Here is a 25,281-nt window from a genome sequence, read left to right as displayed (position 1 = left end):
AAATTGAGAAGGGAAGTACTGGGAATGAGAACGAATTCAAAGACAAACAGCTTATTAACACAAATATTATTCTTAATGCTTCTTGCGGTAATTATGGTGACATCAGGCTGCAGCAACAGCAACAACAATAGCAACAACAATAGCAGCACTCCAACGGCCGGTTCGAATAACACTGCCAATAATGAAGCCGCACAAGCAGCCAACGCTCAGGACAAGGTAATCACTGTTGCTATATCGGCTGATGCTGGTATGGATCAACTGGACGCCGGTGCCTATAATGGCTCGATGAATGTGCATGCGATGATATATGACGGTTTGGTGGAGTATGGAGAAAAGGGCGAAATCCTGCCGGCTCTTGCGGAGTCCTGGGATATTTCCGAAGATGGAAAAGTATATACATTCCATCTCCGCCAAGGAGTCAAATTCTCAGATGGTACGGAGTTTAATGCTGAAGCTGTTAAATTCTCCTTCGAACGCTGGATTAAAGATCCGGCCAATTCGTTGAATGTGGCTACAGCGATGCAATCTCTTGATGTTGTGGATGAGCATACGATTACCATGACCTTCACCAAAGCTTATTATCCCTTCCTGACGGAGCTTTCCTTTGCAAGACCAGTCCGGATGATCAGCCCTTCCGCGGTGGAGCCTGCAGGGGATGTTACCGGCAAATTCATCAAAGCGATTGGAACCGGGGCATGGATGGCCGAGAGCTTCACAACCGATCAGGAAGCCGTACTCGTCAGAAATCCCTATTATTGGGGAGAAATGCCGAAGCTGTCCACAATCATTCTGAAGGTCATTCCTGACCCGCAGTCCAGAGTACTGGCGCTGCAAAGCGGGGATATAGACATTGCCGGCGGACAAATGGGTAAGATTCCGGTGGAAAGTGTGCCGGTCATTGAAGCGGCTTCGTCACTGACTTTACAAAAAGCACCTGGAACAAACTCTCATTTCATGATCTTCAACTACAATACACCCGCTCTGCAAGATCTGAATGTGCGTAAAGCCATTAATTTGGCTATTAACAAAAAAAGTATCGTCAATGATCTGATGGATGGTATCGGCAGTGAAGCTAAAGGGTTGTTCCCGCTGACTGTTCCTTATGTGACGGATTCCAATAATACCTGGTACGGCTTCGAGCCGGAGGAAGCGAAACAGCTTCTCGCGGATGCAGGTTATAGTGATTCAAACGGAGATGGAATTGTCGAGAAGGCTGGTACGCCGCTTGAGCTGAACTTTGTACTGCAGCAGGCTGAATTTCCGGAATGGAAATCGATCAGTGAGCTGATTCAGTCCGAACTCAAAGAGATTGGGATTGCTGTGAATCTTCAGGTTCTGGAGCCTAATGCCTATTACGATGCCTTATGGACAACCAAAGCTTATGATCTGATCATGTACCGGACCTACGATGATGCATATAATCCGCATGCGTTCCTCCTATCTCTGTTCCATGAAACTGAGGAAGCACCTGCTGTGGTCTGGTCAGATGCTGGACTGGAATCACTGATTGACACGGCCGTAGGTACAACCGGTCTGCAGGAATGCCAGAGCGCTTATGACTCTATTTTCACCAAGCTGTACCAGGAGGCCATGTTTGCTGCTATATACTTCCCCGATGATATCATGGCAGTGAACAAGAGAGTAACAGGGTTCAAAGCCGGGTATACCACCTTCTCGCCAATCCTCTGGAATCAGCTTGATATAGGTGGAGAATGATGTTGAGAGAAATTTCGAAGTACTGGACCTCAAGCTCGGAGAGTTATGACAAAGTCATACAGACCCAATTCCGCAGCAAGACAACCATTAACCTGTGGAAGCAGCTGCTTACTAAAGGCTTGGGAATCAAGTCCCGGCAAAAGGTGCTGGATGTGGGAACCGGGCCCGGTTTTTTCTCCATCCTCTTATCGCAGATGGGACATCTGCCTACAGCCGTTGATGCATCTCAGGGGATGATCGATAGAGCTTCACAGAATTTTGAACATTTTGGATACAAAGTTCCTGCTTATGTCGGTGATGCTGCGGATTTGCATGCTGAGCTGGACGACAGCTTTGATGCAGTGGTTTGCCGGGATGTGGTATGGACGCTGCCCGATCCACAGAAGGCTTATGCCGAGTGGTACCGGATTCTGAAGCCTGGAGGGGCCCTGATTATTTTTGACGGTAATTATTTGTATAACGAGAGCAAGACTGTATTTCGCAGACTATGGTATGCCTTGTCTTGGACACTGATTCTGCTTACAGAGAAGAGAATCCGGCAACGGAGTAATCAGGATAAAAGTATGCTAAGCGAGCTGCCGTTTGTTAATGTACTGCGGCCTGAGGCTGATGAGAAAGCGCTGATACGGGCTGGATTCCGCAGTATAGATGTTCAGCGGAACTTTATTCCTGCCCGTGCGATGCCGCTGAATTATTTGAAATACGGCTACCAGAATGTAAACCGGTTCATGATTATAGCCAAGAAGGAGTGAATGATACATGAGTATCCAGCAGGAAGTAGAAACATATTGGGAAGGTGAAGCAGAACTGTATAGTGAAGGCATTCAGCGGGAACTGAACGGATTCCAGCGGGAAGCGTGGCTGAAGCTTATCCTGGCGAATGCACCGCAGAAGGATAGACTGCATGTTCTTGATATTGGCTGCGGCCCCGGCTTCTTCTCTGTGATTCTCTCCAGTGCCGGGCATCTGGTCACTGCGGTCGACTGCACAGACAATATGCTGGAAGAAGCGAGAGCACACACTAACCGGGAAGGTGTAACCGTTACTTTCCGCAAGATGGACTCACACAAGCTGGACTTTGCAGCGGAGAGCTTCGATCTGATCGTATGCCGCAATGTCACCTGGAGCCTTGCCGATCCGCAGTCAGCGTACAAGGAATGGAGAAGAGTACTCAAGCCGGAGGGGAGGCTGCTGGTTTTCGATGCCAACTGGAACCGTCATCTTTGGGACGAAGAGATGCAGCTGAAGCATGCCGAGGATCAGCAGGCCTACATAGACAGGGGGTTTGGTGAGCTTCCGCATCACAAGGACATCGAGGAGACTGACCGTCTGAGCCTTTTATTGCCGCTGACCAGAGAGTGGCGTCCGGAGTGGGATGTACGGACCCTCAAGGAAGAGGGGTTCTCCGCTGTATATACAGAAGAGAACCTGAACGCCAAAGTACTGGATGAGAAGCAGCAAGTATTGAACTGTTCAACACCGATGTTCATGATTTGCGCCGAGAAATGATAATGAGCGGCTATAATAATAATGAAATGAGAAAAAAAGCAGCGATTCTCTAAAGGAGAGTCGCTGCTTTTTGTATGGAATTTTCGCTTTCAGCTCAATCTTGGCAACGTCCAAGTTGGAGGGTTGTCCATTGAAGTTACAAGGAACAATCTTTGTACAAATGATACTGTTATTATTGAACCCGTGGAAAATTAATTTGTGACTAAAGGCTAAAATATCACGTCTACTCTTTCATTAATTATTTATAATTATTAAAAAAGGAGATGTCACCGCCATGGATTATAAAATCGGTCAAGTTTCTAAAATCTTAAATATCCCCGTTGAGACACTGCGTTATTATGAAAAACTTAATATAGTTCATCCTAATAAAGACGATAAAAATAACTATCGCTTATACGAGCCCTGGGATATTAATTTCCTAACAGAATGCAAACGTCACAGAAGTCTGGACTATTCACTTTCCGAAATTCACAATATAATGCATTGTGATAATTTGGAGCAATACTCAAAGCGAATCGAAGAAAAGCAAATCGATTATAATCATAAATTGAAGCACTATACTTTACTGATGAAGAAAAATGAAGAATTGGGAAGAGATTTACTTAATATAAAAAATGATTTAGGGGCATTCCATTTTACAGAACAACAAAATTCTTATTATTTGCTTCATCGATATAATTACAGCTATGAAGAAAAAGATGATTTCCATGGTGTTTTGGAAGCATGGTTAAATTATCTGCCATTTGTTGAAATCTTAGTTGAAATGCAAATGAACGATATTATAAATAGAGATGTTACCAATGACCACGCATGGGGATTCTCTATTAAGAAAGAATATGTTGAAGCGTTTAATATTCCACTTAGTGATAAGGTGAAATATATAGAGAATGCGTTGTGTGTTACAACTGTTATCAGTGTAGGTGAAAAGGGGAGCTTCTCACTCAAACTGTTGGATAACGCATTAGAATTTATTCGGAAAGAGGGGTATCGGCTGGCTGGAAATGTGATTGGACATATTCTGGCCCGTGTTCATGAATCGGACGGATACCATCGATATATTAAAGTTTGGTTACCGATTGAATAAGTAAGTGAATTTTTGAACAAAGTTCTTGAGCCTGTAGTACCTATAGGGTTTATATTCAATCTGTAAGTAATATAAACTCTGGAGGGCTCACCATGCTTAATCATTTGTTCTCACCTAAAAAAATCAATCAATGCGAAATTCCCAACCGGTTGGCAGTCACCGCAATGGTCTCCAATTGCTGCAATCAAGATGGAACTGCAACAGACAGGTACATTGCTTATCATGAAGAGAAAGCCAAAGGGGGATGGGGGCTGATTATTACAGAGGATTACGCTGTTAATCCTCATGCAATGGGATACAAATGTATTGCAGGACTTTGGAATGACGAACAGATCGAAGGTCATAAGAAGCTTACAGACACTATTCATCAATATGACAGTAAAGTGTTTTGTCAAATTTATCACGCGGGCAGACAAAGCAATAGTACAGTAAACGGCGGCGTTCAGCCTGTTGCTCCTTCTGCCATTCCATGTCCTTGGAATCGGGAGATTCCGCACGAGTTGACTATTTCTGAAATTGTGCAGATTGTTGAGGAATTTGGAGACTGTGCGTTGAGAGCAAAAAAAGCAGGGTTTGACGGAGTGGAAATCCATGCAGGACACGGGTATTTGATTGCAGAATTCATGTCCACTTATGTCAATAAGAGAACGGATAAATATGGCGGTTGTCTGGATAACCGATTAAGATTCGTAAAAGAAATAGTTGAGAACGTTCGGCAAAAAGTGGGAAGCGATTATCCTGTAACCATCCGTTTTTCTGCAGATGAAGGTGTTCCGGGAGGCAGAGATATCTCGGAATCAAGAATACTGGCAAAGCAGTTTGAAGCATGGGGAGTAGATGCTCTTCATGTATCTAATGGCGTTTATGGAAGTCACAATAAGGGAACTGTCGCCCCAATGTATATTCCGCATGCCTGGACGATAGATTTTGCCGCCGAGATCAAGAATATTGTTGATATTCCTGTGTTTACCGTAAACCGCATTAATGATCCGTACATGGCTGAAGGTATCCTGGAGATGGGCAAAGCTGATTTTATTGGCATGGGAAGAGGTTCATTGGCAGATCCTGCCTTGCCTAACAAAGCAAAGAATGGAGAGTTTAGCTCTATTCGTTACTGCATTGGGTGTTTACAGGGCTGTGTTGGAGCGCTGTATACAGACAGCCCCCTGGCTTGCCTGGTTAACCCGTCGTTAGGAAGGGAATGGGAGTTAAACTATACTCCGGTTTCCGCACCGAAAACTGTTGTGGTAGTTGGAGGTGGTCCCGGCGGTTTGGAAGCAGCCAGAATAGCGGCGGTCAAAGGCCATGAGGTTAGCCTATATGAACAAAAAGGATATTTGGGCGGTCAATTTGTATCGGCAGCCTACCCGCCAAGCAAGGGAGAATTTACGACCTATACAGCCTGGATCATTGATGAGTTGGATAAGCTGGGTGTGGATATCCATTTGAACACTGAAGTCAGTAAAGAATTGTTACAAGAGATTCAGCCGGATACTATTATTGTAGCTACGGGTGGAACTCCAATGCTTCCTCCAATTAAAGGCATTGACAAACCGCATGTATTTGCTGCCGAAGATGTGCTGCTTGGAAATGTTCCTACCGGAGACAAAATTGTGATTGCAGGCGGCGGCGAAGTGGGAACGGAAACAGCTGCGCATTTGGCGCTACAGGAGAAGGAAGTCGCAGTTGTAGAAATGTTCCCAACACTGATGAAGGAGTTAGACAGTGTGAACCGCTTCAATCTGACGAAAATATTAAATGAGTACGAAGTTAAGCAATATACAGAGACTAAAGTCGTTGAAATATTGGATGACGGAGTTGAAGTTGAAAATAGTCAGGGGAGATTTATACTTCAGGCAGATACTGTTGTCCTAGCACTTGGCTATAAGCCGAATAATACGTTGGTGAATGAATTAAAAACGGTCTCCGATAACGTCGTAGTGGTTGGTGGGGCACTAAAAACAAGCAATGCTCTTCATGCGATTCGAGAGGGTTTTGATGCGGGGATTAGTATAAAATAAGCAATGGTCCAAACATTCACCGCAGTTGCGAGAGATCCTGTACTCTGAAATTTCCAAGTTCATCTTATATAGGGCGAAACTGTTTTTATGTATGATATCCATTTAATTACTAATGCTGCCTATCTTAAGAATCTTCAATTCCTGTGTCTATTGGGATGGATGAGAGAGTCAGCCCTGTGTTTCATGTGCACCACTTGGTCAATGAAAACATTAGTTATTATAACGCACCCGAATTTTGAGCAATCAGTTGTCAACAAACGCTGGACTGAAGAATTGCAGGGTCTCGCAGATGTGACCGTTCACAAGCTGCACGGCAAGGAGCTTATGTTTGCCGTGTCTACGGGCGCTCCCAAGGAGAACTACCATGCTGAGGGGAGCAATAAATACACTGTGGAGGAGCTCCTGCGGCCGCTCGAAGCAACTGGCAACCTGATCGGCACATTAGTGTTGCCTCCATTTATTCAGTATGGCATGATGGGAATCTCGGCCCGCGAGTATGCAAAAGCGGTACTGGCGTAAGCTTCGCCTATTTACAGCAGAAATATTGTTAAGTTTTTCGAAAAAAGGTCGTAAATTAATATCAAACAGGCAAAATAAGCATCGGTATCCATAAACCCGGATCCCTTGATTCTTTTGCAAAACAAGGCTGACCCAAAAAGATTTGTCGATTCTATGAGCTAATATAATTCTAATGAAAAATTAAAACAGCGGCAGTCCTGGACTGCCGCTGTTTTTTTGAATGATAGTGCCCCTGTTCGTTGAAGTTTAAGCGCAAGTCTATTCGCTCTAAGATTGCTGTCGTATGCTTCAGATACTATAAATATTTATCTAATCTTTAGGTTCAGTTTAGAGTGTATAAAGATTGGAACGTTATATTAATACAAATAAGCTGGATAGAGCAGGAGATGGCAGATGAAAAATGTGAATAAATTCCTTACTATAGGTAAAGCAATACTGCTGGTCCTTGCAATCATTTATGTGGGTTCTTTAGTAGATTTTATTTTTAAACCCTTTAAGGCGCTGACGGGTGTGATTCTCATCCCGATGCTGTTAGCTGTTTTTTTCTACTATATCCTGCGGCCTTTAATTCCTCTGCTGGAAAAGTGGAAATTGAAGCGAACACCGGCGATCCTTCTGATTTACCTTTTCTTGTTTATCATTGTAATGGCATTCTTTGGGGGTGTCTGGCCTCCCTTGAAATCGCAATTAATAAATCTGGTGCAAAATGCGCCTCATCTTTTCAATTTATTAAACGATAAAATTGTGGAGTTGGAGAAGACGGGAGTTTTCTCGAAGATTTTCCCCGAAGATTTCAGCCTGCTCTCCCAATTAAATGAATATTTAAACAAGGGGTTCACTTTATTAACCAGTTATGTCACAGGGTTATTTTCAGCGGTCTCCAACTTAGCGATTATACTGTTTACCTTTCCAATATTGTTGTTCTACATGCTTAAGGAGGGCGACAAATTCGGGAAAATCATCGTAAGAGCTGTTCCCAAACGTTCTCGTGAAAAAATCAGTACAATTACAAAGGAAATCGATGCCGCGCTCAGCAGCTATATCGTTAGCAGAGTTGTCGTAAATCTGGCGCTGGGTGTCCTGATGTATTTCGGATTCCTTTTGATAGGGTTACCTTATGCGCTTGTATTGACACTGATTGCCGTCATCATGAACTTTATTCCTTATTTTGGGGCCATTATCTCATCTGTTCCTATTGTGATTGTAGGTCTGGTTGAATCTCCTGCTGTGGGATTGTGGGCTTTGGTTATTATCCTGTTGGCACAGCAGGTTCAGGATAACATCATTTCACCGCTGGTCTTTGGCAAAAGCCTTGATATTCATCCCATTACCACAACAGTTCTTGTATTGGGAGTGGGGAATTTCTTTGGATTCATTGGCATGCTGATCATTATTCCTGTGTATATGGTCATCAAAATTATATCTAAGCATACGTATCATTTGTTCTTTAAAGAAAAATGGGAGGGACTATAGTTCGTATAAATCGAAGGAGGCGATGGGATGAATAACTTAAATAACGGATATAGAGGTAATATTACGATTTCAAATCGGGCCATATTGAAGATTGCCGGCAAGGCGATTCAAGAAGCAGAAGAAGTGAAGGCGCTTATGGAAGGCAAAACAAAACGCAAAAACAAAGATGACTTCTATAAAGCTATTGACCTCCAGATAAACGGGGGAGAGCTGGCGGTTCACATATTTCCGATTTTTGTGCTCGGCACTCCTCTTCACCAGCTTGCGCAGCTTTTGCAGCAAAAAATTAAGAGCAGCCTTGAAATACTGACTGGATTAAAAGTGTCGCAAGTGAATGTGACCGTGGTTGGCATTTTACCGGAGCAAATTTGAATTTTTCAATAAAATAGCGGCAGTCGAGGACCTTATTCTATCGTCCTTGACTGCCGCTATTTTTTTGGAGCTAGACTATTTTTGTAAACTAATCTTAAAAACGGTTGATTCCTTCCCAGGGTTGGCCAGTTCCAAAGTTCCGCCCATTCTTTCCGTATTTTTCAGGGCTATAGCCAAGCCTAAGCCGGTTCCTCCAGATGCCGTTCTGGCTTCATCTCCCCGTACAAAGGGATCGAAAAGGGTGGATCTGAGTTCTTGAGGAATCCCCACACCGTTATCGGCAATTTCAATGACCATTCGGGTGGCCTGGGGAATGAGCTCAATCCGAAGATTCGTTCCGGGCGGATTATAAGTCAGAGCATTGGTGATCAGATTATAGACCACTCGTGACAGCAGTTCAGGATCAAAGAGCGCATAAACATCCTGATCGGGTACTTGGAACTGAAGCGTAAACCGCTTTTGTTCGATTTCTCCATACGAATCGGCGATAATTTCCCGCAGGAAGTCGCCAAGCTCGTGATGCCCCATTTTCAACAGGAAATCCGGTGAATCTGTTTTGAGCAGTTCCATCATATTTTGAATTAATTTAGTGACTTGAGAGGACTTATTGTGAATATAGGACAGATATTTTCGCTGTCTTTCCACATCCTCGACGCGGCCTTCATACAGGGCTTGCGCATAACCCTGGATGCTGGTGACCGGGGTCTTCAGATCATGAGAGAGGTCCATCATCATCCGCTGCTTGCTTTCTTCCGCCAGCCGCGTAGCCTTGGTAGTTTTCTCAATCATATCCGCCATGTAGTTGAACGTTTCAGCCATTTGCTCGAATTCCTGCTCTGCATGAACAGAGATCCTGGTGCTGTAATTGCCTTGGATCATTTCCTTTAATCCTTCGTTAATTGTTTTGAGCGGTTTGAGAATTCGCCGGGCTACAGAATAGCTGTAAACAACAACCAGCACCAGAAGCACCATCGCTCCAATCAAAATATAGAAGGTAACCGAATGGTTAAAATAGGACATAAACGGGTAGCTGTTAATGGAGATGTCAATACGGTCCCGTGGGATTTTCAGCAGCAGCCAGTCTGTCGAACCAGGGCCCGGGTAGCGGGACAATGAATAGTAATAATCCTGACTTCGATCATTCTCAAGCAGTTTATACAATTGTTCCTCAGAGTAGCTAATCATCTGATCCTGTTTATTTCCGATCACTTCTTTGATGAGCTTGCTTCCGTCCAAGATTTCAAGCCAGCCCCGGCTGCGCAGCAATTTCTCGGTTTCCGGTCCGGATTTGGGATTATTCAAATATTGGCTTGCCGTGACCTTTAAATCCGGATCCGCAAGTTGATAATCCTTTAGTTTTTGCGTCACATCCAGTTGTATAAACAAATAGGCGCCAAGCGAAATGACAAGAACAATGACAAGAAACCGTAAAAAGTCAAGGGCTAGCGACGTCTGCAGCGGCCGTTGGTTTCTAGTTCTCCACAGGCGCATTAATTTTGTACCCCAATCCCCGGATGGTTTTCAGATACTCAGGTTTCTTGGAATCCAACTCAATCTTCTCACGGATGTTGCTGATATGTACCATGATACTGTTGTCCTCATACATATAGAAGTCTTCCCAAACCGCTTCATAAATTCGCTTGCGCGTGAACACCCGCCCCGGTTCCTCCATCATCAGCTTAAGGATTTTATATTCAGTGGAGGTCAATACAACCGGTTCCCCTGAGACATATAGAACACACTCGCTCAGATCTAGTGTCAGTGCTCCAAGTACAATTTTCTCAACCGCCGGCTCCTTCTCCACAGGGGAAACATCAAAATGATGGACTCTCCTCAGCAAAGCATTGACACGGGCAACGACCTCCAGCGGATTAAAGGGCTTAGAGATATAATCATCCGCTCCGAGCTCCAGACCGAGAATTTTGTCATGATGCTGGCTTTTGGCCGATAAGAACAGGACGGGAAAATGATACGCCCGGCGAATACTCTTAAGCAGCTGTAATCCATCCATCCCCGGCATCATAATATCGAGAATAGCTAAATCAATGGTATGCTCCCCAATGATATGTAAAGCGTCCATACCGTTGGTAGCCTTCAAAATATGGTAGTCCTTTTCAAGGTAAAGCTGCAGCAATTCGACGATTTCGAGTTCGTCATCAGCGATCAGTATCGTAAATATAAAAAATCACCCCTACTCAATATAACTCTCTAACCTTTATCCATTCTAAACCAAACCTAAAGATTGGATAAATATTTATGGAATATTGTTTTTAGCTTTTTTTCATTCGTTCGAACGGGGCTTTACAGTTTCTTGCGCTGACTGTATAATTATCTTTAATTGTATACGGAATCAAACGGAGGAGCCTGCCAAAAGCGGGCTCTTTTTGTGTTTTTTTACTGGGAAAATAAGTTAATTATCAATAGCTGAGAATTGTACAGAATGAATGGATACAACCGCAATAGCAGAAAACTAGAACATGAATAAAAGAGGAGGAGTGCTGGACCGTGCTGCATCTTGTAATTTTACTTCCATTTGTGCTTGCTGCATTTATTCCGCTTACTAAATATTTGCCGCGTTTTCATGTGGGCTGGATTGTTCTGCCCTTGCCTGCAGCTCTATTTCTCTACTTCCTGACAAGAATCCCAAGTATTCAAGCAGGATCAAATCTAATGACAAGCTTCTCCTGGATGCCTTCACTTGGAGTCGATATTACACTTTACCTGGATGGACTCAGCCTGTTGTTTGTTTTGCTGATTACCGGAATGGGCGCTCTGGTGGTGCTCTATTCGATTTATTATTTGAGTAAGCACAGCGAAGGAATTCGCCCATTCTACATGTACCTGCTGATGTTTATGGGGGCGATGCTGGGTGTTGTGCTGTCAGATAATCTGATGGTTCTATACGGGTTCTGGGAGCTCACCAGTATTTCATCATTCCTGCTGATTGCATTCTGGCACCGCCGGGAAAGGTCGCGCTACGGTGCAATGAAGTCGATGCTCATTACGGTGTTTGGCGGTCTGGCTATGTTTGCCGGATTTAATCTGTTATACGTCATGACTGGAACTTACAGTATCCGGGAAATTGTAGCTGTAGCCGGATCTTTGCCGGGCTATTCCATGTTTATCCCGGCGATGCTGCTGATCCTGCTGGGAGCGTTCACGAAATCCGCGCAATTTCCATTTCATATCTGGCTGCCTGATGCGATGGAAGCACCGACACCGGTCAGCGCCTATCTTCATTCGGCTACGATGGTTAAGGCGGGAATCTATTTGGTTGCACGGCTCACCCCTGTATTTGCAGGTCAATCTGGGTGGTTCTGGCTGGTTTCGCTCACAGGAATGGTGACACTGATCTATGGAGCATTTAAAGCGATTAACCAAAGCGATCTCAAAGGCTTACTTGCGTACTCTACCATCAGCCAGCTCGGTCTGATCATGTCTCTGCTGGGACTTGGTTCGGCGGCTTCCTTTTTTGCCGGGAAGGAAGAAGCTGTTTTCTATACTATGGCTACTACAGCGGCCCTCTTTCATCTCCTGAATCATGCTGTTTTTAAAGGCAGCTTGTTTATGGTTGTCGGAATTATTGACCATGAAACGGGTACCCGGGATCTCCGCAAGCTGGGCGGGCTGATGTCTCTCATGCCCATTACTTTCTCGGTTGCGTTGATCGGCGCATTCTCCATGGCGGGCTTGCCGCCGTTCAGCGGGTTCCTCAGTAAAGAAATGTTCTTTACCGCTATGCTGAATATCCGTGAGTTCGACATACTGAATACTGGCTCCTGGATGGGGATTTTTCCGGTAGCCGCCTGGCTTGCCAGTGTGTTTACCTTTGTGTACAGTATGATTCTCGTCTTTAAGACCTTTGGGGGTAAACTTCAGAAGGCTAAACTGGATAAAATGCCGCATGAAGCGCCGCTTGGCCTTCTGCTGTCACCAGTGATGCTGGTCTCCCTTGCTGTAGTCTTTGCTTTCTTTCCTAAGCTTGTTTCTAATTCGCTGATTGAGCCGGCCATGGCGTCGATCCATAACGGGGTATTGGCGCCTGAAGATACGTTCGAGGTCTCGATTCATTTCTGGCATGGCTGGACACCGGAGATATTTATGACCATAGGTGTTATCGCTGCCGGTGTGCTGTTATACCGAAGCTACAGCCGGTTGCGGGTATTGGACCGTAAGCCAAGCGGACGGAAAACGCTCAACCATCTCTATGATGGGAGCCTTCAATTGTTGGAGCGGGGCTCAAAACGCCTGACCAATGCTTATATGACCGGCTCCAACCGTCATTATTTGCTGTATATTTTCAGCTTCTTTATTATTGCGTTGCTCGCTGCTCTAATTGGAGAACCGGGTATCAGCTTCGGCATGGATCACTATGCGCCATTGTCCCTTTATGAGACAGCGGTAATAGCCGTTATGCTGCTTGCGGCATTCGCGGTGCCTTTTGCCAAATCGCGGGTCAGTGCCATTTTATTCACTGGCTGTGTCGGCTATATGGTAACGCTATTGTTCGTCATCTTCCGGGCGCCTGATCTCGCGCTTACGCAAATGATGATAGAGACGGTGTCGGTCATTCTCTTCCTTCTCTGCTTCAGATATCTTCCGAAGCTGAAGAAGGAGAAGGAACGCCTGCGGTTTAAGCTGCCGAATTTGATTATCGCCCTTGGTGTTGGTATCACGACAACTTTAATTGCTTTGGCAGCGATGGGGAGCAGTCCCTTTGAACCGATTTCCGAGTTTTTCCTGAAAGAAAGCTACAATTCAGCCGGCGGTAAAAATGTAGTCAACGTCATTCTGGTGGATTTCCGCGGCTTTGATACCTTGTTTGAAATTATGGTGCTCGGTATCGCCTCAATGGCCATCTATGGCTTGATTCATTTAAGAATGGAACCTGGTCAGACTGAATCCGGAAAAGTCCATTCTGGAAACTCAGCCTTGCGGCTGCGGAGTAATGATGTGATCCTGCAGACCATGTCTAAGGGAATTGTTCTCATTATACTTACGTTCTCCTTGTATTTGTTCTTTGCGGGCCACAACCATCCGGGGGGAGGTTTTATTGGAGCGCTGATGACTTCCGCCGCGCTTGTTCTGATGGCTGTCGCTTTTGGCATGGATACAGTCCGTAAGGTTCTTCCGGTGAACTACCGCTTGATTACTGGAGTCGGATTACTGATCGCGATTGTTACGGCATCAGGCTCCTTCATTTTTAATGCACCGTTTCTCAGTCATGCCTTTGGTCATTTTCAACTGCCTATACTCGGGGATACAGAGCTTGCGACTGCGGTTCTGTTTGACCTGGGCGTGTATTTGGCCGTAGTGGGTGTAACCATGAACATCATATTATCAATCGGGGGGGATAAACAATGGAACTCATAATGGCGGTGGCTGTAGGGATTTTATTTACAATTGGTGTGTATCTGATTCTGTCCAAAAGTCTGCTGCGCATTGTGCTGGGAACTTCCCTGCTGACACATGGTGTCCATCTGCTGCTCCTCACGATGGCCGGACTCAAAAAAGGCGCTGCACCGGTGCTGGGAGACAATGCGAAGACTTATGTCGATCCCCTGCCGCAGGCGCTGATCTTAACCTCCATTGTGATCAGCTTTGGAGTGACTGCATTCTATTTTGTTCTGGCCTACCGTTCCTACCAGACACTGGGTACGGATGAAATCGACAGTATCAAGGAGGAGAAAGAATGAGCAATCTGTTGGTGCTGCCGATTCTGATCCCCCTGTGTACAGCTGTGATCCTGATCTTCCTGAAAGAAAGAATCCGGCTCCAGCGCTGGATCAGCTCCGCCAGCGGATTACTGAATATCGGCATTGCTGCTGTCCTGGTCTCACGCGTACACGATAAGGGTATACAAACCCTGCAGATGGGGGGATGGTCCCCGCCTTACGGCATTGTGTTCGTTGGCGATATGTTAGCGTCATTGCTGCTGCTGACGGCTTCGTTGGTCAGCTTTGCCATATTGCTCTACTCCTTCCGCAGTATAGGTGAGGAGCGGGAGCGGTTTTACTACTATACCTTTTTTCATTTCTTGCTTGTAGGGGTATACGGTTCCTTCCTTACAGGGGACATCTTCAATCTGTTCGTCTTCTTCGAGGTGATGCTCATTTCTTCCTATGCGCTTATTTCTATTGGCGGGACGAAGCTCCAGCTCCGGGAGACGTCCAAATATTTGCTGATAAACATCGTATCCTCCACACTGTTCGTGGCGGCGGTAGCTTATCTCTATGCAGCAGTGGGCACGCTCAACATGGCCCATTTGTCCCAGCGTATTGCCGAAGCGGGGCAAGACGGCGTACTTAATGTAATAGCCATTTTGTTTCTGATTGTATTTTCTTTAAAGGCCGGACTCTTTCTGTTTTATTGGCTGCCTGGATCGTATAGTGCACCTCCGGCGGCGGTCAGGGCTTTGTTTGGCGCACTGTTGACTAAAGTGGGCTTGTATGCAATTATTCGTACATTTACCCTCCTGTTCGTAAACGATCCGGGCTTCACCCAGCCTTGGATAACCTGGATGGCGGCGGCTACAATGATTCTGGGCGGATTGGGAGCTGTAGCCTATCAGGATATTCCCCGTATTCTTAATTACAATGTCATCATCAGCGTTGGTTTTGTCGCCTTTGGTCTTGCAGTTGGGACACCTGATTCTCTGAACGGGGCGGTATTCTATTTGCTCCATGATATGCTGGCGAAAGCACTGATGTTTATTCTAGGAGGAATAATCATCTCTGCTGCAGGAACGGAACACTTGAAGAACATGGGGGGGATGATCAGAAAGTACCCCTTGATCGGCTGGATGTTTTTTATACTGGCGCTTGCTCTTGTGGGGATTCCTCCGCTCAGCGGCTTTGCCGGCAAGGTTATGATCATTCGCGGAGGGTTGGATACCGGCATGTTGACCTTGTCTCTGATTGGTCTGGCGTCAAGCTTTCTTGTACTGTATTCCTTGATGAAGGTGTTCAGACTGGCATTTTGGGGGAATGAACCGGAGAAAGAATTACCAAAGGTCAACTTAAAAAGTGCTTCGGCCGTTGCTGCCGGACTGCTTGTTCTTGTTATTGCAATGGGCATTGGGGCGGAGTGGGTATACACCTATGTATCACAGGCCGGAGATATCTTGGTCTCACCCGGGCTTTATATTGAAGCTGTAATGAAGGAGTAGAGGAGATGGCTTTGCAAATACTGTTTAACCTGATGATTGCTTTCATGTGGATGCTGCTGAATAACAACAGTTCGGGCTCAAGCTTTATCGTGGGGTATGTGCTTGGAGTGTTCATTCTGCTGATCCTGCGGAAATCCTGGACGCAGCCCTTCTATCTCAAACGGGTATGGGCAATGCTGAAGCTGCTGCTGATATTTATCCGCGAGCTGCTGGTATCGAGCTTTGTGGTGATCGGTCATATCGTTCGTCCAAGGCTGGCTATACGTCCCGGTATTTTTGCTTATGAGACTGCCTTAACATCCGCGTGGGAAGTCACTTTATTATCCTGTTTGATTTGTCTGACACCGGGAACACTGACACTTGATGTTTCGGGAGATGGAAAGATCCTGTACATCCATGCCATTGATATTGAAGATGCACAGCTGCTTACCGAGCAGATCAGAGGCACTTTTGAGCAAGCCATAATGGAGGTGACCCGCTGATGAGTCTGACTTTGTTAACTGCAGCGCTGATTATACTATCGGTGGCTATGCTGGCCTGTCTGTACCGTCTGCTTAAAGGACCGACCCGTTCTGACCGGGTTGCTGCACTGGATACGATAGGCATCCATGTGCTGGCCATGATTGCGGTAGTCTCTATGCTGCTGGACACACAGGATTTTCTTGAGATTATTCTGGTGATAGGCATTCTTACTTTTATAGGAACGACGGCGCTGGCCAGATATATTGAACGGGGCATTGTATTTGAAGAGGGAGGTGACAGGCATGACCGGTGAGTTGTTCAGTTCGATTCTGGTGCTGCTTGGCGCTGTATTCTGCGCTCTGAGCGCATTCGGTTTGGTGCGGCTGCCCGATGTGTACCTGCGTTCTCACGCCGCTACCAAAAGCGCAACACTTGGGGTGCTCTGTGTGCTGAGCGGAGCGTTTGTCTACTTCCTGTTTCACGATGGAACGGTCAGCTATAAGCTGCTGCTTGCTATCGTCTTTGTATTCATTACCTCTCCGGTAGCAGGTCATTTAAACGGCAGATCAGCCTACCGGTCGGGAGTCCCGTTGTGGCAAGGCAGCATTCAGGATGACCTGAAGCCCTCCATGGAAGAGGATCAGGCACTGCCTGTAGAGCAAGATCGCTGACAGGAACAGGCGAGCTGTGGAAGAGCAGCTCCACAATTCGCCGCTTCCGGCTGCGTTGTTCCGCAGACAACCCCGCAGTTTACACCACACCCTGTTTAGACTTCATACACTTCAGATTATATGTGCGGCCATAGGCGTTAGCGTATTTTACGATCCGTTTAATCATGCTTTTGTCCTTCAGCTTGGTAAACGGACAAGGATCGGGGGAAGTATTCACTTCCAGAATCCAGGGCTTGAGGCGCCGGTCCAAGGCAATATCCACGCCGATTTCCTGGAGGGCGGGAAAGGTTGTGCTTAGCTGCTTGGCGGACTTCACACCCATTTCCTTCAGGGCCGAGATCAATGCTTTACGCTTCTCCAGGCTAGTGTAGGCGTTCAACAATACTTCAACCGGATAAATCGTCCCCCCCTGGCTCCCGTTTGTAACAACCTTGCGGGGATGCGCCACGCGTCCTGCAACCCCCGTAGCATCCCACCCACCCTTAAGATTTCGCTGCACCATCACCCGGATATCGAAGGGCCGGCCCTCATAAACCAAAAGCCGGATCCCTTTCTGTACCAAATAGGACTTCCCCTGGGTCTCCTTTAAGATTGCGCGATAAGCCGTGTCGTAATCCGGGAAGCTGCGTACATGCGTACCTGCCTGATAGCTGTATTGAATCCGATCCTTCCGGGCGGTCCTTTCCATCCGCATCACACCTTTACCCAAGGATCCGCAGCAGGGCTTAATGTAGACCATATTATATTTTTGCAGCATCTCATGCAGTGTGCTTTGATCCATTTTTCTCGTTACCGGGATGTATGTCCTTAATTCTTGGCTTCGGGCCATCACCTTTGTCTTCGTCAGCTTATTGGATATATGCCTTATTTGCTTCTTCATTTTGTCCCTCCGTCTCTATAGTTCCATAGGCTATATTACGGAAATGTTTAGTTTTTGATTGGGCATCTACACAGCAATAGAACACACTTCGAGAATTCTACATAAGATTATTGCAGGTGTTTATCTAATGAGGCTGCAGCATGCGGCCAATAGGAGGCGGCGAAGATGCTGCTCGGCAATTTGCAGGATAAGGTGCTAGAAGTCACCGGGGTTTTTCCTTGGTACAAGAGGCTGATCGGCGGGGAGAAGACGAGTTATAGCTTACAGAACCTTCCGCTTATGACGTCGGAGATTCTGGATACCCATTATTATACCCAATTTAGTGACCCTTCTCTGGCCGTATACCGGACCTCGGGCACAAGCACGGGCCGCCGAAAAGCGATATTCTACTCAGAGGAAGACGATAAAAACTACATTGATATCAAAACAAAGCTGTTCGGTGAGCTGCTTGCGGGAAGCGGCTGCACAAGGGCTTTGGCGGACATGGGTACCGGACATGCAGCGAACACGGCCCTGTCCATATTTGAGCGGCTGGGACTCGAAAAGAGTTCAATACCCTTTGATCTTCCCATCGAACAGCACATTGAACGGCTGCAAGCCTTTAAGCCTGAGCTGCTGTATACGATGCCTTCCATCCTTGACCATATCGTATATGCCGCCGGAAATCCGCGTGACTTCGGCATCCGCAAGATTATTCTGGTCGGGGAAATCGCCACACTGGGATGGCAGCGGAATATGTCGCGCCTGTTCGGTCTTGATCCAAGGGACATCGTCGATACGTATGGCTCCATTGAAATGGGCACGATCGCTTATTACTCTCATGAGCTAGGCAGATACATCCTTGCCGACGGGATATTTGCGGAAGGGCTCGGGACAGAGGCGTTAGGCGGGGATTTAAGGCCGCTGGGTAAAAATGAAAGTATTCTGGTTCTTACTTCAACCGTCCGCAAGATGATGCCAGCCATTCGTTTTGTTACCTATGATGTGGTAAGGGATTTCAGACCTGTGATGATAGGCGGTGTGGAAAAGCAGAGTTTTGCCTCAATCGTCAAACGGGTGGGCCGGGAACTGAAGCATGGAGAAAAAATTAGCCTGTACGATATCGAACAGGTTGTATACCGTCATATAGAAGATGCAATCATCCGGGTGAAGGTAAGGAACAATGCGCTGACCATTTATATCAAAAGTAAATCAGCAGTTAACTCCACGGCTCCGGCAATCAGGGAGGAAATCAGAGAGTGCATTCCGGAAATCGGCATGATGATTCGGAATCATCTGCTTGACGATATTGAAGTCTTTATAGTGGCCAATGGCGAGACGCTGGAGAGCGGGCAGGTAAAGAACAAAAAGATATATTACCAGAAAGATAAAGACAGGGCAAAGATGAACTTGAATGGCGGCATACTGTCGACCATCGGAAATACGCCCTTGATCAAGCTGAGCAACCTGTTCCAGAACAGCGGGTTTGAGGTCTACGCCAAAATGGAGCTGCTGAATCCGGGCGGAAGTGCGAAAGACCGTCCTGCCTTGCGGATGATCCAGGAAGCTTGGAAGGAAGGTAGAATTAGGTCTGGAACTGTCATTATTGAATCGAGTTCGGGGAATATGGCGATTAGCCTGGCAATGATTTGCAAATATTTGGGGCTGCGGTTTATCAGCGTTATCGACCCCCGAACAACCGAAACGAATATTCAGATCCTGAAGGCTTTGGATGCAAAAATCGACTATGTCGCGGAGCCAGACCCGGAAACAGGCGAGTTTCTGCCTGCGAGGCTCACACGCGTACAGCAGTTATTGGCAGAGATACCCGGCAGCTTTTGGCCGAATCAGTATGGAAACGAAAATAATTATCTGGCCCACTATCATACGACCATGAAAGAGATCGTGACCGAACTTGGCCGGGTGGATTATTTGTTTTGCAGTGTCAGTACATGCGGCACGATCAGGGGGCTGGCGGAATACGCAAGGGATCATGGGCTAAAGACCAAGATCGTGGCTGTCGACGCGGAGGGCAGCGTTATTTTTGGCGGAAATAAGGGCAGCCGGCGTTTCCCCGGACTGGGTGCCGGCATTGTACCGCCTTTCTGCAGAAAAGATCTAATCGACCATATCGTGTATGTTTCGGACTGGGAGATCATAAAAGGCTGCCGGGCGCTCTCGCAGAATGAATCGATCCTGGCCGGTGCATCCTCCGGAGGGATTATTGCCGCCGTCAAGCGTATGGAGCAAGAAATAACTCCGGGATCTCACTGCGCGGTCATTCTGCATGACAAGGGAGAACGTTACCTCGATACCGTATATTCGGACTCATGGATTCAGAACCAGTTCGGCCGGGATCTCTCGTCTGAAGACGGAGATGTCCCTACCTAATAGCCAAAGGAGGGAGTGGCATGCTGTACTTAAATGACCAGGATATCCAGGCGATAGGCCTTGAGTGGCCTGACCTTGTGGAGTCTGCAGAATCTGCGGTGCGCATTCTTGATTCCGGTGATTACGCACAGCCAGTTAAGCCTTATCTAAGGTATAACCATCCTCAAAACCGGATTATTGCAATGCCCGCGTATGTAGGGGGAGACGTGAATGCAGCAGGGATCAAGTGGATTTCCAGCTTCCCGGATAATATCGGGGCCGGTCTTCCCCGCGCGCATAGCGTCATCATATTGAATGATCCCCATACGGGCCAGCCTTCAGCCGTTCTGAACTCGCCGCTGCCCAGCATCGTCAGGACAGCTTCCATCAGCGGGCTGATGATCCGTCACTTTATGCAGGCGCGGCCGCTGGAAAAGATTCAGCTCGGCATTATCGGCTGGGGGCCGATTGGGCAGCATCATTTTCAAATGGCAATGGCTCTGTACGGTGATCGAATTGAACGTATCCGCATCTTCGATCTAAGGGGAGCTGATCTGTCAGGAATTCAGTCCTGTTACAGGGACAGGATTGAAGTGGCAGAGACCTGGGCGGACGTCTATCTGAAGTCCAATATCTTCATCACATGTACCGTATCCGATCACCGGTATATCGATCTTCCCCCTGCAAAAGGTTGTCTTCTGCTGAATGTTTCTCTGCGTGATTATAAGCCGGAGGCGTTAGCTTCGGTGAAAGCTGTCATTGTCGACGATTGGGATGAAGTGTGCCGCGAGAATACAGACATCGAGCGGCTCCATCTGGAACAGGGGCTGACCCGTACCGGCACCCTTAAGATTAGCGACGTCGTCTGCCGAAGCGGCCTGACTGAATTCGCCGAAGATGAGCCGGTCTTTTTCTGCCCGATGGGGATGGCTGTCTTCGATATTGCAACAGCGGTATATTATGTAAAGAAGGCCAGGGAGAAAGGGATTGGGAGCGAGCTTGAGTAAGGTGTTTTGAATGTATGATGAGGTAGATCTAACACAAACAGCGCGAGCCAATGGATACTGGCACGCGCTGTTTGTGTTCTATTCTGTAAATAATCTTGCCACCGTAATAATATAGTTAACTTCTTTTTGAGGAAAGTTTTGTGATATAGATATATTACCATTTACATTAATTTCTCGAATTGCTGGATAAACTGGACGACTATAAGAGTCGCTAGCAAAACCTCCATACTCAGCCCCAAAAGAAACAAGTGGATGAATGTCAGCCTTACCCTTAGGAATACTTTCACCGGTTATGTTTGTTGCATTTATGGTGAGCTGAAATGTGTTATTGCTTCTATAAGTTATTGCAAAGTCATTGATTCTCAGGTTTTGTATCCATCACAACAGTTTGTCCATCCATTTGAGTATTTTTTGAATTTCGGAAAATACAAACAATATAAGTTGAACTAAAGAACACCTAGAGGCAAAAGCAGCGGAGGGGAAGTTTGGAACTGTAGGAGCGATAGCGACCGCCTTTGTCTGCGGATTTCTACCGCTATAAGCGGTATTCATCAAGAAATCTGTAGACAACAGCGGCCGGAAGTCCAAACATTCACCGCAGTTGCGTTCTATGCCGGCTCGGTAATTCTACCCATGAAAGCAGAACTATACTTTCTTCAGCTAGCCGATTATACTGAATTATAAAATTCACAATCTGAAATAGTTGAAAGGTGCTGCCCATGTTATCATTTTTGCTTACGCTTAAGCGTCTGGTGACCGGCTTATGGCGGGCGCTCAAGCTTAAGAATTTTCAGGCATTGCTCGTATTGGTGGTCATCACGCTGACCTCCGGAACTATTTTTTATGTCAAAGAGGAAGGACTCTCTGTGATTGACGCGATCTATTTTTGCGTAGCCACACTTAGTACAATCGGACATCCTACCTTTGTTCCGCAAACCACTTTAGGGAAAACTTTTACTATTATCTACATCATCGTTGGCACCGGGTTATTCCTGGGGATGATCGGCTACATCGCTTACTTCTTGATCAAACAAACGGACAAGGAAAGTGATTGATCCGCAGCAAACAGAACAGAATAATTTCTTCTTAATTTATGAACTGTATGTGACGATAATAATTAAAAACATTCACATTTAGGAGATGCATCATGGATAATTTGACCGCACTTGTATTGGCTGCACCAATGATTAAGCAAATTCATGCACAGGATATTATGATTGGGATTACGGATAAGGAGATCTTTCATTACTACGCACCCAGCAAGGTACTCGATTTTGGCCTGACCAAGGGAAGTCCTGTTCCAGAGGATGACCCGTCGCTCGGAAACGCCCTTGCAGGACGTGCTACGACGAATCGTCTGTCTGCCGAGCTGTACGGTGCGACTGTAATCTCCTCGGCAGTGCCGATTTACGGAGATGAAGGGGAGATTATCGGGGCATTTGCGATTGCTTATACGCTTGAGAACGAAGACAAAATGGAACAGCTGACTGATAGTATCAACCAGATCAGTGGCCAATTGATGGATATGGTCCAGAACGTTGCCGCACAGTCCGAAGAGCTGTCAGCTACGACGGCCCAAATTCTGGAGAATTCGCGCAAGACGGTTGAGGAGTCAAAGCAGGTGAACAAGGTGGCCGGCTTTATCCGTGAAATCTCGGAACAGACGAATCTGCTTGGGCTGAATGCAGCGATTGAAGCGGCCCGCGTAGGGGAGCAGGGTGCAGGTTTCGGTGTAGTGGCTACCGAAGTGCGCAAGCTTTCCGTCAACACAAAGGAAGCGACAAAGACGATCGAAGATTCACTCAGCACCGTGCAGCATTCCATTCTGCAGATGGAACAGGAAATTGAAGCCATTGCGGATTCTTCCTCTGCACAGGCCGAATTGGTCACCCAGTTCAGCGAGCTTATTGAGCGCCTGAATGAGACTAGCAGTGAGATGGAAAAGTTCATTTCATCCATTCTTCAATAAGCTCGGCAAAATTGGCTGCAACTATATTAGCCCCGCAAATGAGGACACTTATTTGCGGGGCTTTTTGCTATGAAGAAGTCCAGATGAGGTCTCTCCTGTTCAGGCAGGAGGTATTATTGATAATTACTTGTTAATAATTGGCCTATCTAGTTTAAGTAAGTGACATAGCTGTATTTCATGGTGGCATGCACTCTGTGTTGCATCATGGTGAAATAGAGGCATTTTCAGGTTTGACAACCTGTATATACAGGTGTACAATCCATCTTGTATATACAGGTTTGAGAGAAGTGAGCTAAACCTATAATGGGTGGAAAATGCTACATACAACTAGGAGGGACAAATAAATGGCAAATACACCTGAACAACAATGGTGGCGGAAATCAACGGTGTATCAGGTCTATCCGAAAAGCTTCAAGGATACGACCGGGAGCGGAACGGGTGATATAAAAGGTTTGACCCGGAAGCTGGATTATTTGCAGGACCTGGGCATTGATATCGTTTGGCTGCAGCCGGTTTATGTATCCCCGCAAAATGATAACGGTTACGATGTCGCGGATTACCGGCGGATTGACCCCACTTTCGGAACGATGGAGGACTTCGATGAGCTGATGCATGAGCTTAAGAAGCGCGGCATGCATCTGATGACGGATATTGTGGTCAACCATTCCTCAACAGAGCATCCCTGGTTTCAGGAAGCCCGCAAATCGAAGGACAATGCTTACCGCAATTATTATATCTGGAAAGATGCAGCACCGGACGGCGGCCCTCCGAACAACTGGCAGTCCAAGTTTGGCGGACCTGCATGGCAGTGGGAAGAGACAACGGGCCAGTATTTTTTGACACTGTTTGATAAGACACAGGCCGATCTGAACTGGGAGAACGAGCAGGTGCGGCAGGAAGTGGCCGGCCTGATGATTTTTTGGGCGGAGAAGGGAGTCAGCGGATTCCGTATGGATGTAATCAACCTGATCTCTAAGGATCAGGGGTTTCCGGAGGATGACGGAAGTATTTCACCCGGCGACGGACGGCGTTACTATACGGACGGACCTCGGGTGCATGAATACATCAAGGAGCTGTATGCCAAGGTCTTTGGTCCATACAATCTTGTAACTGTAGGAGAGATGTCTTCAACTACACTGGAGCACTGTATCCGCTATTCCAATCCGGAGGAGAAGGAATTCTCCATGACCTTCAACTTTCACCATCTGAAAGTGGACTACCGGAACGGGCAGAAGTGGGAACTGAATCCTTACGATTTCGAGGAATTGAAGCAGCTGTTCACGAAATGGCAGTCTGGAATGCAGCGGGGAGGGGGCTGGAACGCACTCTTCTGGAACAATCATGATCAGCCGCGGGCTTTGTCCCGTTTTGCGGATGACGGAATCTACCGGGTGGAGAGTGCCAAGATGCTGGCGACGACACTCCACGGGCTGCAGGGTACACCGTATGTGTACCAGGGTGAAGAGATCGGAATGGCAAATCCGAAATGGCTGGACATTAGTGAGTTCAATGATATCGAATCCACCAATATGTTCAAGATTCTGCAGGAAAGAGGCCTGTCAGCGGATGAAGCACTCGCCATCATCCGGGAACGCTCCCGCGATAATTCGCGGACACCGATGCAGTGGGACGGGACAGCGAATGCCGGATTTACCAGCGGAACCCCATGGCTGAAGGTGGATGAGAGTTACAAGGAGATCAACGTCAAAGCACAGCTTGGAGATCCGACTTCCATCCTGGCGCATTACCGTAAGCTGATCCGTCTGCGCAAGCAGGAAGAAGTGCTTACCAACGGACGTTATGTCCGGCTTGATGAGGCCCATCCTCAGATTTACGCGTATGCCCGGATTAACGAAACCGAAATACTGGTCGTCGTATCCAATTTCAGCGGTGAACATGTAGTATTTACTGCAGCCGAAGTGTTCTGGGAGACGGTCAAGGGTAAGGAAGCAGAGCTGCTGATCGGAAACACCCCGCAGACCCCGGCATGGGGCCAGACGGTTGAGCTATCACCTTATGCATCCTACATGTGGATTATCCGTTAACAGCACGAATATAACCTAACTTAATTAAGGAGTGAG

General features: G+C 46.8%; 22 protein-coding genes. 19 read left to right on the top strand and 3 right to left on the bottom strand.

The genetic code is table 11. The annotated features are described in order from the left end of the window. Window positions 1–24 precede the first annotated feature (24 nt). From NYE29_RS31770 to NYE29_RS31735, 8 genes are all read left to right on the top strand, one after another. Window positions 25–1,716, top strand: a complete 1,692-nt coding sequence (locus NYE29_RS31770; RefSeq protein WP_340899079.1) for a nickel ABC transporter substrate-binding protein — start codon at window positions 25–27, stop codon at window positions 1,714–1,716. After that, window positions 1,716–2,468, top strand: coding sequence for a class I SAM-dependent methyltransferase (locus NYE29_RS31765; protein WP_340899077.1), 753 nt, complete (start codon window positions 1,716–1,718; stop codon window positions 2,466–2,468). Before NYE29_RS31770 ends, NYE29_RS31765 begins: the two co-directional genes overlap by 1 nt. Window positions 2,469–2,475: 7 nt before the next feature. Beyond that, window positions 2,476–3,225, top strand: coding sequence for a class I SAM-dependent methyltransferase (locus NYE29_RS31760; RefSeq protein WP_340899076.1), 750 nt, complete (start codon window positions 2,476–2,478; stop codon window positions 3,223–3,225). A gap of 274 nt (window positions 3,226–3,499) precedes the next feature. After that, window positions 3,500–4,309 carry a helix-turn-helix domain-containing protein gene (locus NYE29_RS31755; RefSeq protein WP_340899075.1) on the top strand — a complete coding sequence of 270 codons (810 nt, stop codon included), beginning with the start codon at window positions 3,500–3,502 and terminating at the stop codon, window positions 4,307–4,309. 92 nt (window positions 4,310–4,401) lie between these two features. Continuing rightward, the gene (locus tag NYE29_RS31750; protein ID WP_340899074.1) at window positions 4,402–6,330 is read left to right on the top strand and encodes an oxidoreductase; all 1,929 of its coding nucleotides are present in this window, start codon (window positions 4,402–4,404) and stop codon (window positions 6,328–6,330) included. A gap of 201 nt (window positions 6,331–6,531) precedes the next feature. Continuing rightward, window positions 6,532–6,849: an NAD(P)H-dependent oxidoreductase gene (locus NYE29_RS31745; protein WP_340899073.1), complete on the top strand. Its 318-nt coding sequence runs from the start codon at window positions 6,532–6,534 to the stop codon at window positions 6,847–6,849. Between the two features lie 393 nt (window positions 6,850–7,242). After that, the gene (locus NYE29_RS31740; RefSeq protein ID WP_076112368.1) at window positions 7,243–8,322 is read left to right on the top strand and encodes an AI-2E family transporter; all 1,080 of its coding nucleotides are present in this window, start codon (window positions 7,243–7,245) and stop codon (window positions 8,320–8,322) included. A 27-nt stretch (window positions 8,323–8,349) separates the two neighbouring features. Further along, window positions 8,350–8,694 (top strand): Asp23/Gls24 family envelope stress response protein, encoded by a 345-nt coding sequence (locus NYE29_RS31735; protein ID WP_340899072.1) that lies wholly within the window; start codon window positions 8,350–8,352, stop codon window positions 8,692–8,694. A gap of 75 nt (window positions 8,695–8,769) precedes the next feature. Here the strand turns inward: NYE29_RS31735 and NYE29_RS31730 are convergent, their stop codons facing one another. Beyond that, entirely contained in the window at window positions 8,770–10,185 is a 1,416-nt protein-coding gene (locus tag NYE29_RS31730; protein WP_076112370.1) for a sensor histidine kinase, read from the bottom strand. Then, window positions 10,166–10,873 (bottom strand): response regulator transcription factor, encoded by a 708-nt coding sequence (locus NYE29_RS31725; RefSeq protein WP_038589919.1) that lies wholly within the window; start codon window positions 10,871–10,873, stop codon window positions 10,166–10,168. The genes NYE29_RS31730 and NYE29_RS31725 overlap by 20 nt, the downstream gene beginning before the upstream one ends. 326 nt (window positions 10,874–11,199) lie before the next feature. On the opposite strand from NYE29_RS31725, the gene NYE29_RS31720 reads away from it, so the two are divergent. Genes NYE29_RS31720 through mnhG form a run of 6 tightly spaced genes read left to right on the top strand, consistent with a single transcriptional unit; the run spans window position 11,200 to window position 16,995 of the window. Continuing rightward, the gene (locus NYE29_RS31720) at window positions 11,200–14,067 is read left to right on the top strand and encodes a Na+/H+ antiporter subunit A (RefSeq protein WP_083675760.1); all 2,868 of its coding nucleotides are present in this window, start codon (window positions 11,200–11,202) and stop codon (window positions 14,065–14,067) included. Beyond that, entirely contained in the window at window positions 14,055–14,390 is a 336-nt protein-coding gene (locus NYE29_RS31715) for a Na(+)/H(+) antiporter subunit C (protein ID WP_076112372.1), read from the top strand. Before NYE29_RS31720 ends, NYE29_RS31715 begins: the two co-directional genes overlap by 13 nt. After that, window positions 14,387–15,862 carry a Na+/H+ antiporter subunit D gene (locus NYE29_RS31710; RefSeq protein WP_076112373.1) on the top strand — a complete coding sequence of 492 codons (1,476 nt, stop codon included), beginning with the start codon at window positions 14,387–14,389 and terminating at the stop codon, window positions 15,860–15,862. Before NYE29_RS31715 ends, NYE29_RS31710 begins: the two co-directional genes overlap by 4 nt. 5 nt (window positions 15,863–15,867) lie before the next feature. Then, entirely contained in the window at window positions 15,868–16,344 is a 477-nt protein-coding gene (locus tag NYE29_RS31705) for a Na+/H+ antiporter subunit E (protein ID WP_076112374.1), read from the top strand. Beyond that, complete coding sequence (locus NYE29_RS31700; protein WP_340899068.1) at window positions 16,344–16,637, top strand: Na(+)/H(+) antiporter subunit F1; 294 nt, start codon at window positions 16,344–16,346, stop codon at window positions 16,635–16,637. Before NYE29_RS31705 ends, NYE29_RS31700 begins: the two co-directional genes overlap by 1 nt. Further along, complete coding sequence (mnhG, locus tag NYE29_RS31695; protein WP_076112376.1) at window positions 16,627–16,995, top strand: monovalent cation/H(+) antiporter subunit G; 369 nt, start codon at window positions 16,627–16,629, stop codon at window positions 16,993–16,995. Before NYE29_RS31700 ends, mnhG begins: the two co-directional genes overlap by 11 nt. Window positions 16,996–17,074: 79 nt before the next feature. Here the strand turns inward: mnhG and NYE29_RS31690 are convergent, their stop codons facing one another. Next, window positions 17,075–17,875: a YheC/YheD family protein gene (locus NYE29_RS31690; RefSeq protein WP_340899067.1), complete on the bottom strand. Its 801-nt coding sequence runs from the start codon at window positions 17,873–17,875 to the stop codon at window positions 17,075–17,077. Between the two features lie 165 nt (window positions 17,876–18,040). Here NYE29_RS31690 and sbnA point away from each other — a divergent pair, with 165 nt between their 5' ends. The 5 genes from sbnA to treC all read left to right on the top strand — a co-directional run bounded on the left by sbnA (window position 18,041) and on the right by treC (window position 25,245). Then, the gene (gene sbnA, locus NYE29_RS31685) at window positions 18,041–20,245 is read left to right on the top strand and encodes a 2,3-diaminopropionate biosynthesis protein SbnA (protein ID WP_306080852.1); all 2,205 of its coding nucleotides are present in this window, start codon (window positions 18,041–18,043) and stop codon (window positions 20,243–20,245) included. Window positions 20,246–20,265: 20 nt separating this feature from the next. Continuing rightward, entirely contained in the window at window positions 20,266–21,231 is a 966-nt protein-coding gene (locus tag NYE29_RS31680; protein WP_076114382.1) for a 2,3-diaminopropionate biosynthesis protein SbnB, read from the top strand. Between the two features lie 719 nt (window positions 21,232–21,950). Then, a complete protein-coding gene (locus NYE29_RS31675; RefSeq protein WP_340899064.1) occupies window positions 21,951–22,286 on the top strand; it encodes a potassium channel family protein in 336 nt (111 codons plus the stop codon). 92 nt (window positions 22,287–22,378) lie between these two features. After that, window positions 22,379–23,200 (top strand): methyl-accepting chemotaxis protein, encoded by an 822-nt coding sequence (locus NYE29_RS31670; protein WP_038589941.1) that lies wholly within the window; start codon window positions 22,379–22,381, stop codon window positions 23,198–23,200. Between the two features lie 344 nt (window positions 23,201–23,544). Further along, window positions 23,545–25,245: an alpha,alpha-phosphotrehalase gene (treC, locus tag NYE29_RS31665; RefSeq protein ID WP_340899062.1), complete on the top strand. Its 1,701-nt coding sequence runs from the start codon at window positions 23,545–23,547 to the stop codon at window positions 25,243–25,245. The last annotated feature ends 36 nt before the right edge of the window (window positions 25,246–25,281 follow it).

Source organism: Paenibacillus sp. FSL M7-1046, assembly GCF_038007405.1.
Lineage (GTDB): Bacteria > Bacillota > Bacilli > Paenibacillales > Paenibacillaceae > Paenibacillus_AQ.
Note: the sequence above shows the minus strand (reverse complement) of the source record. Positions and strands in the feature narration are given on the sequence as shown.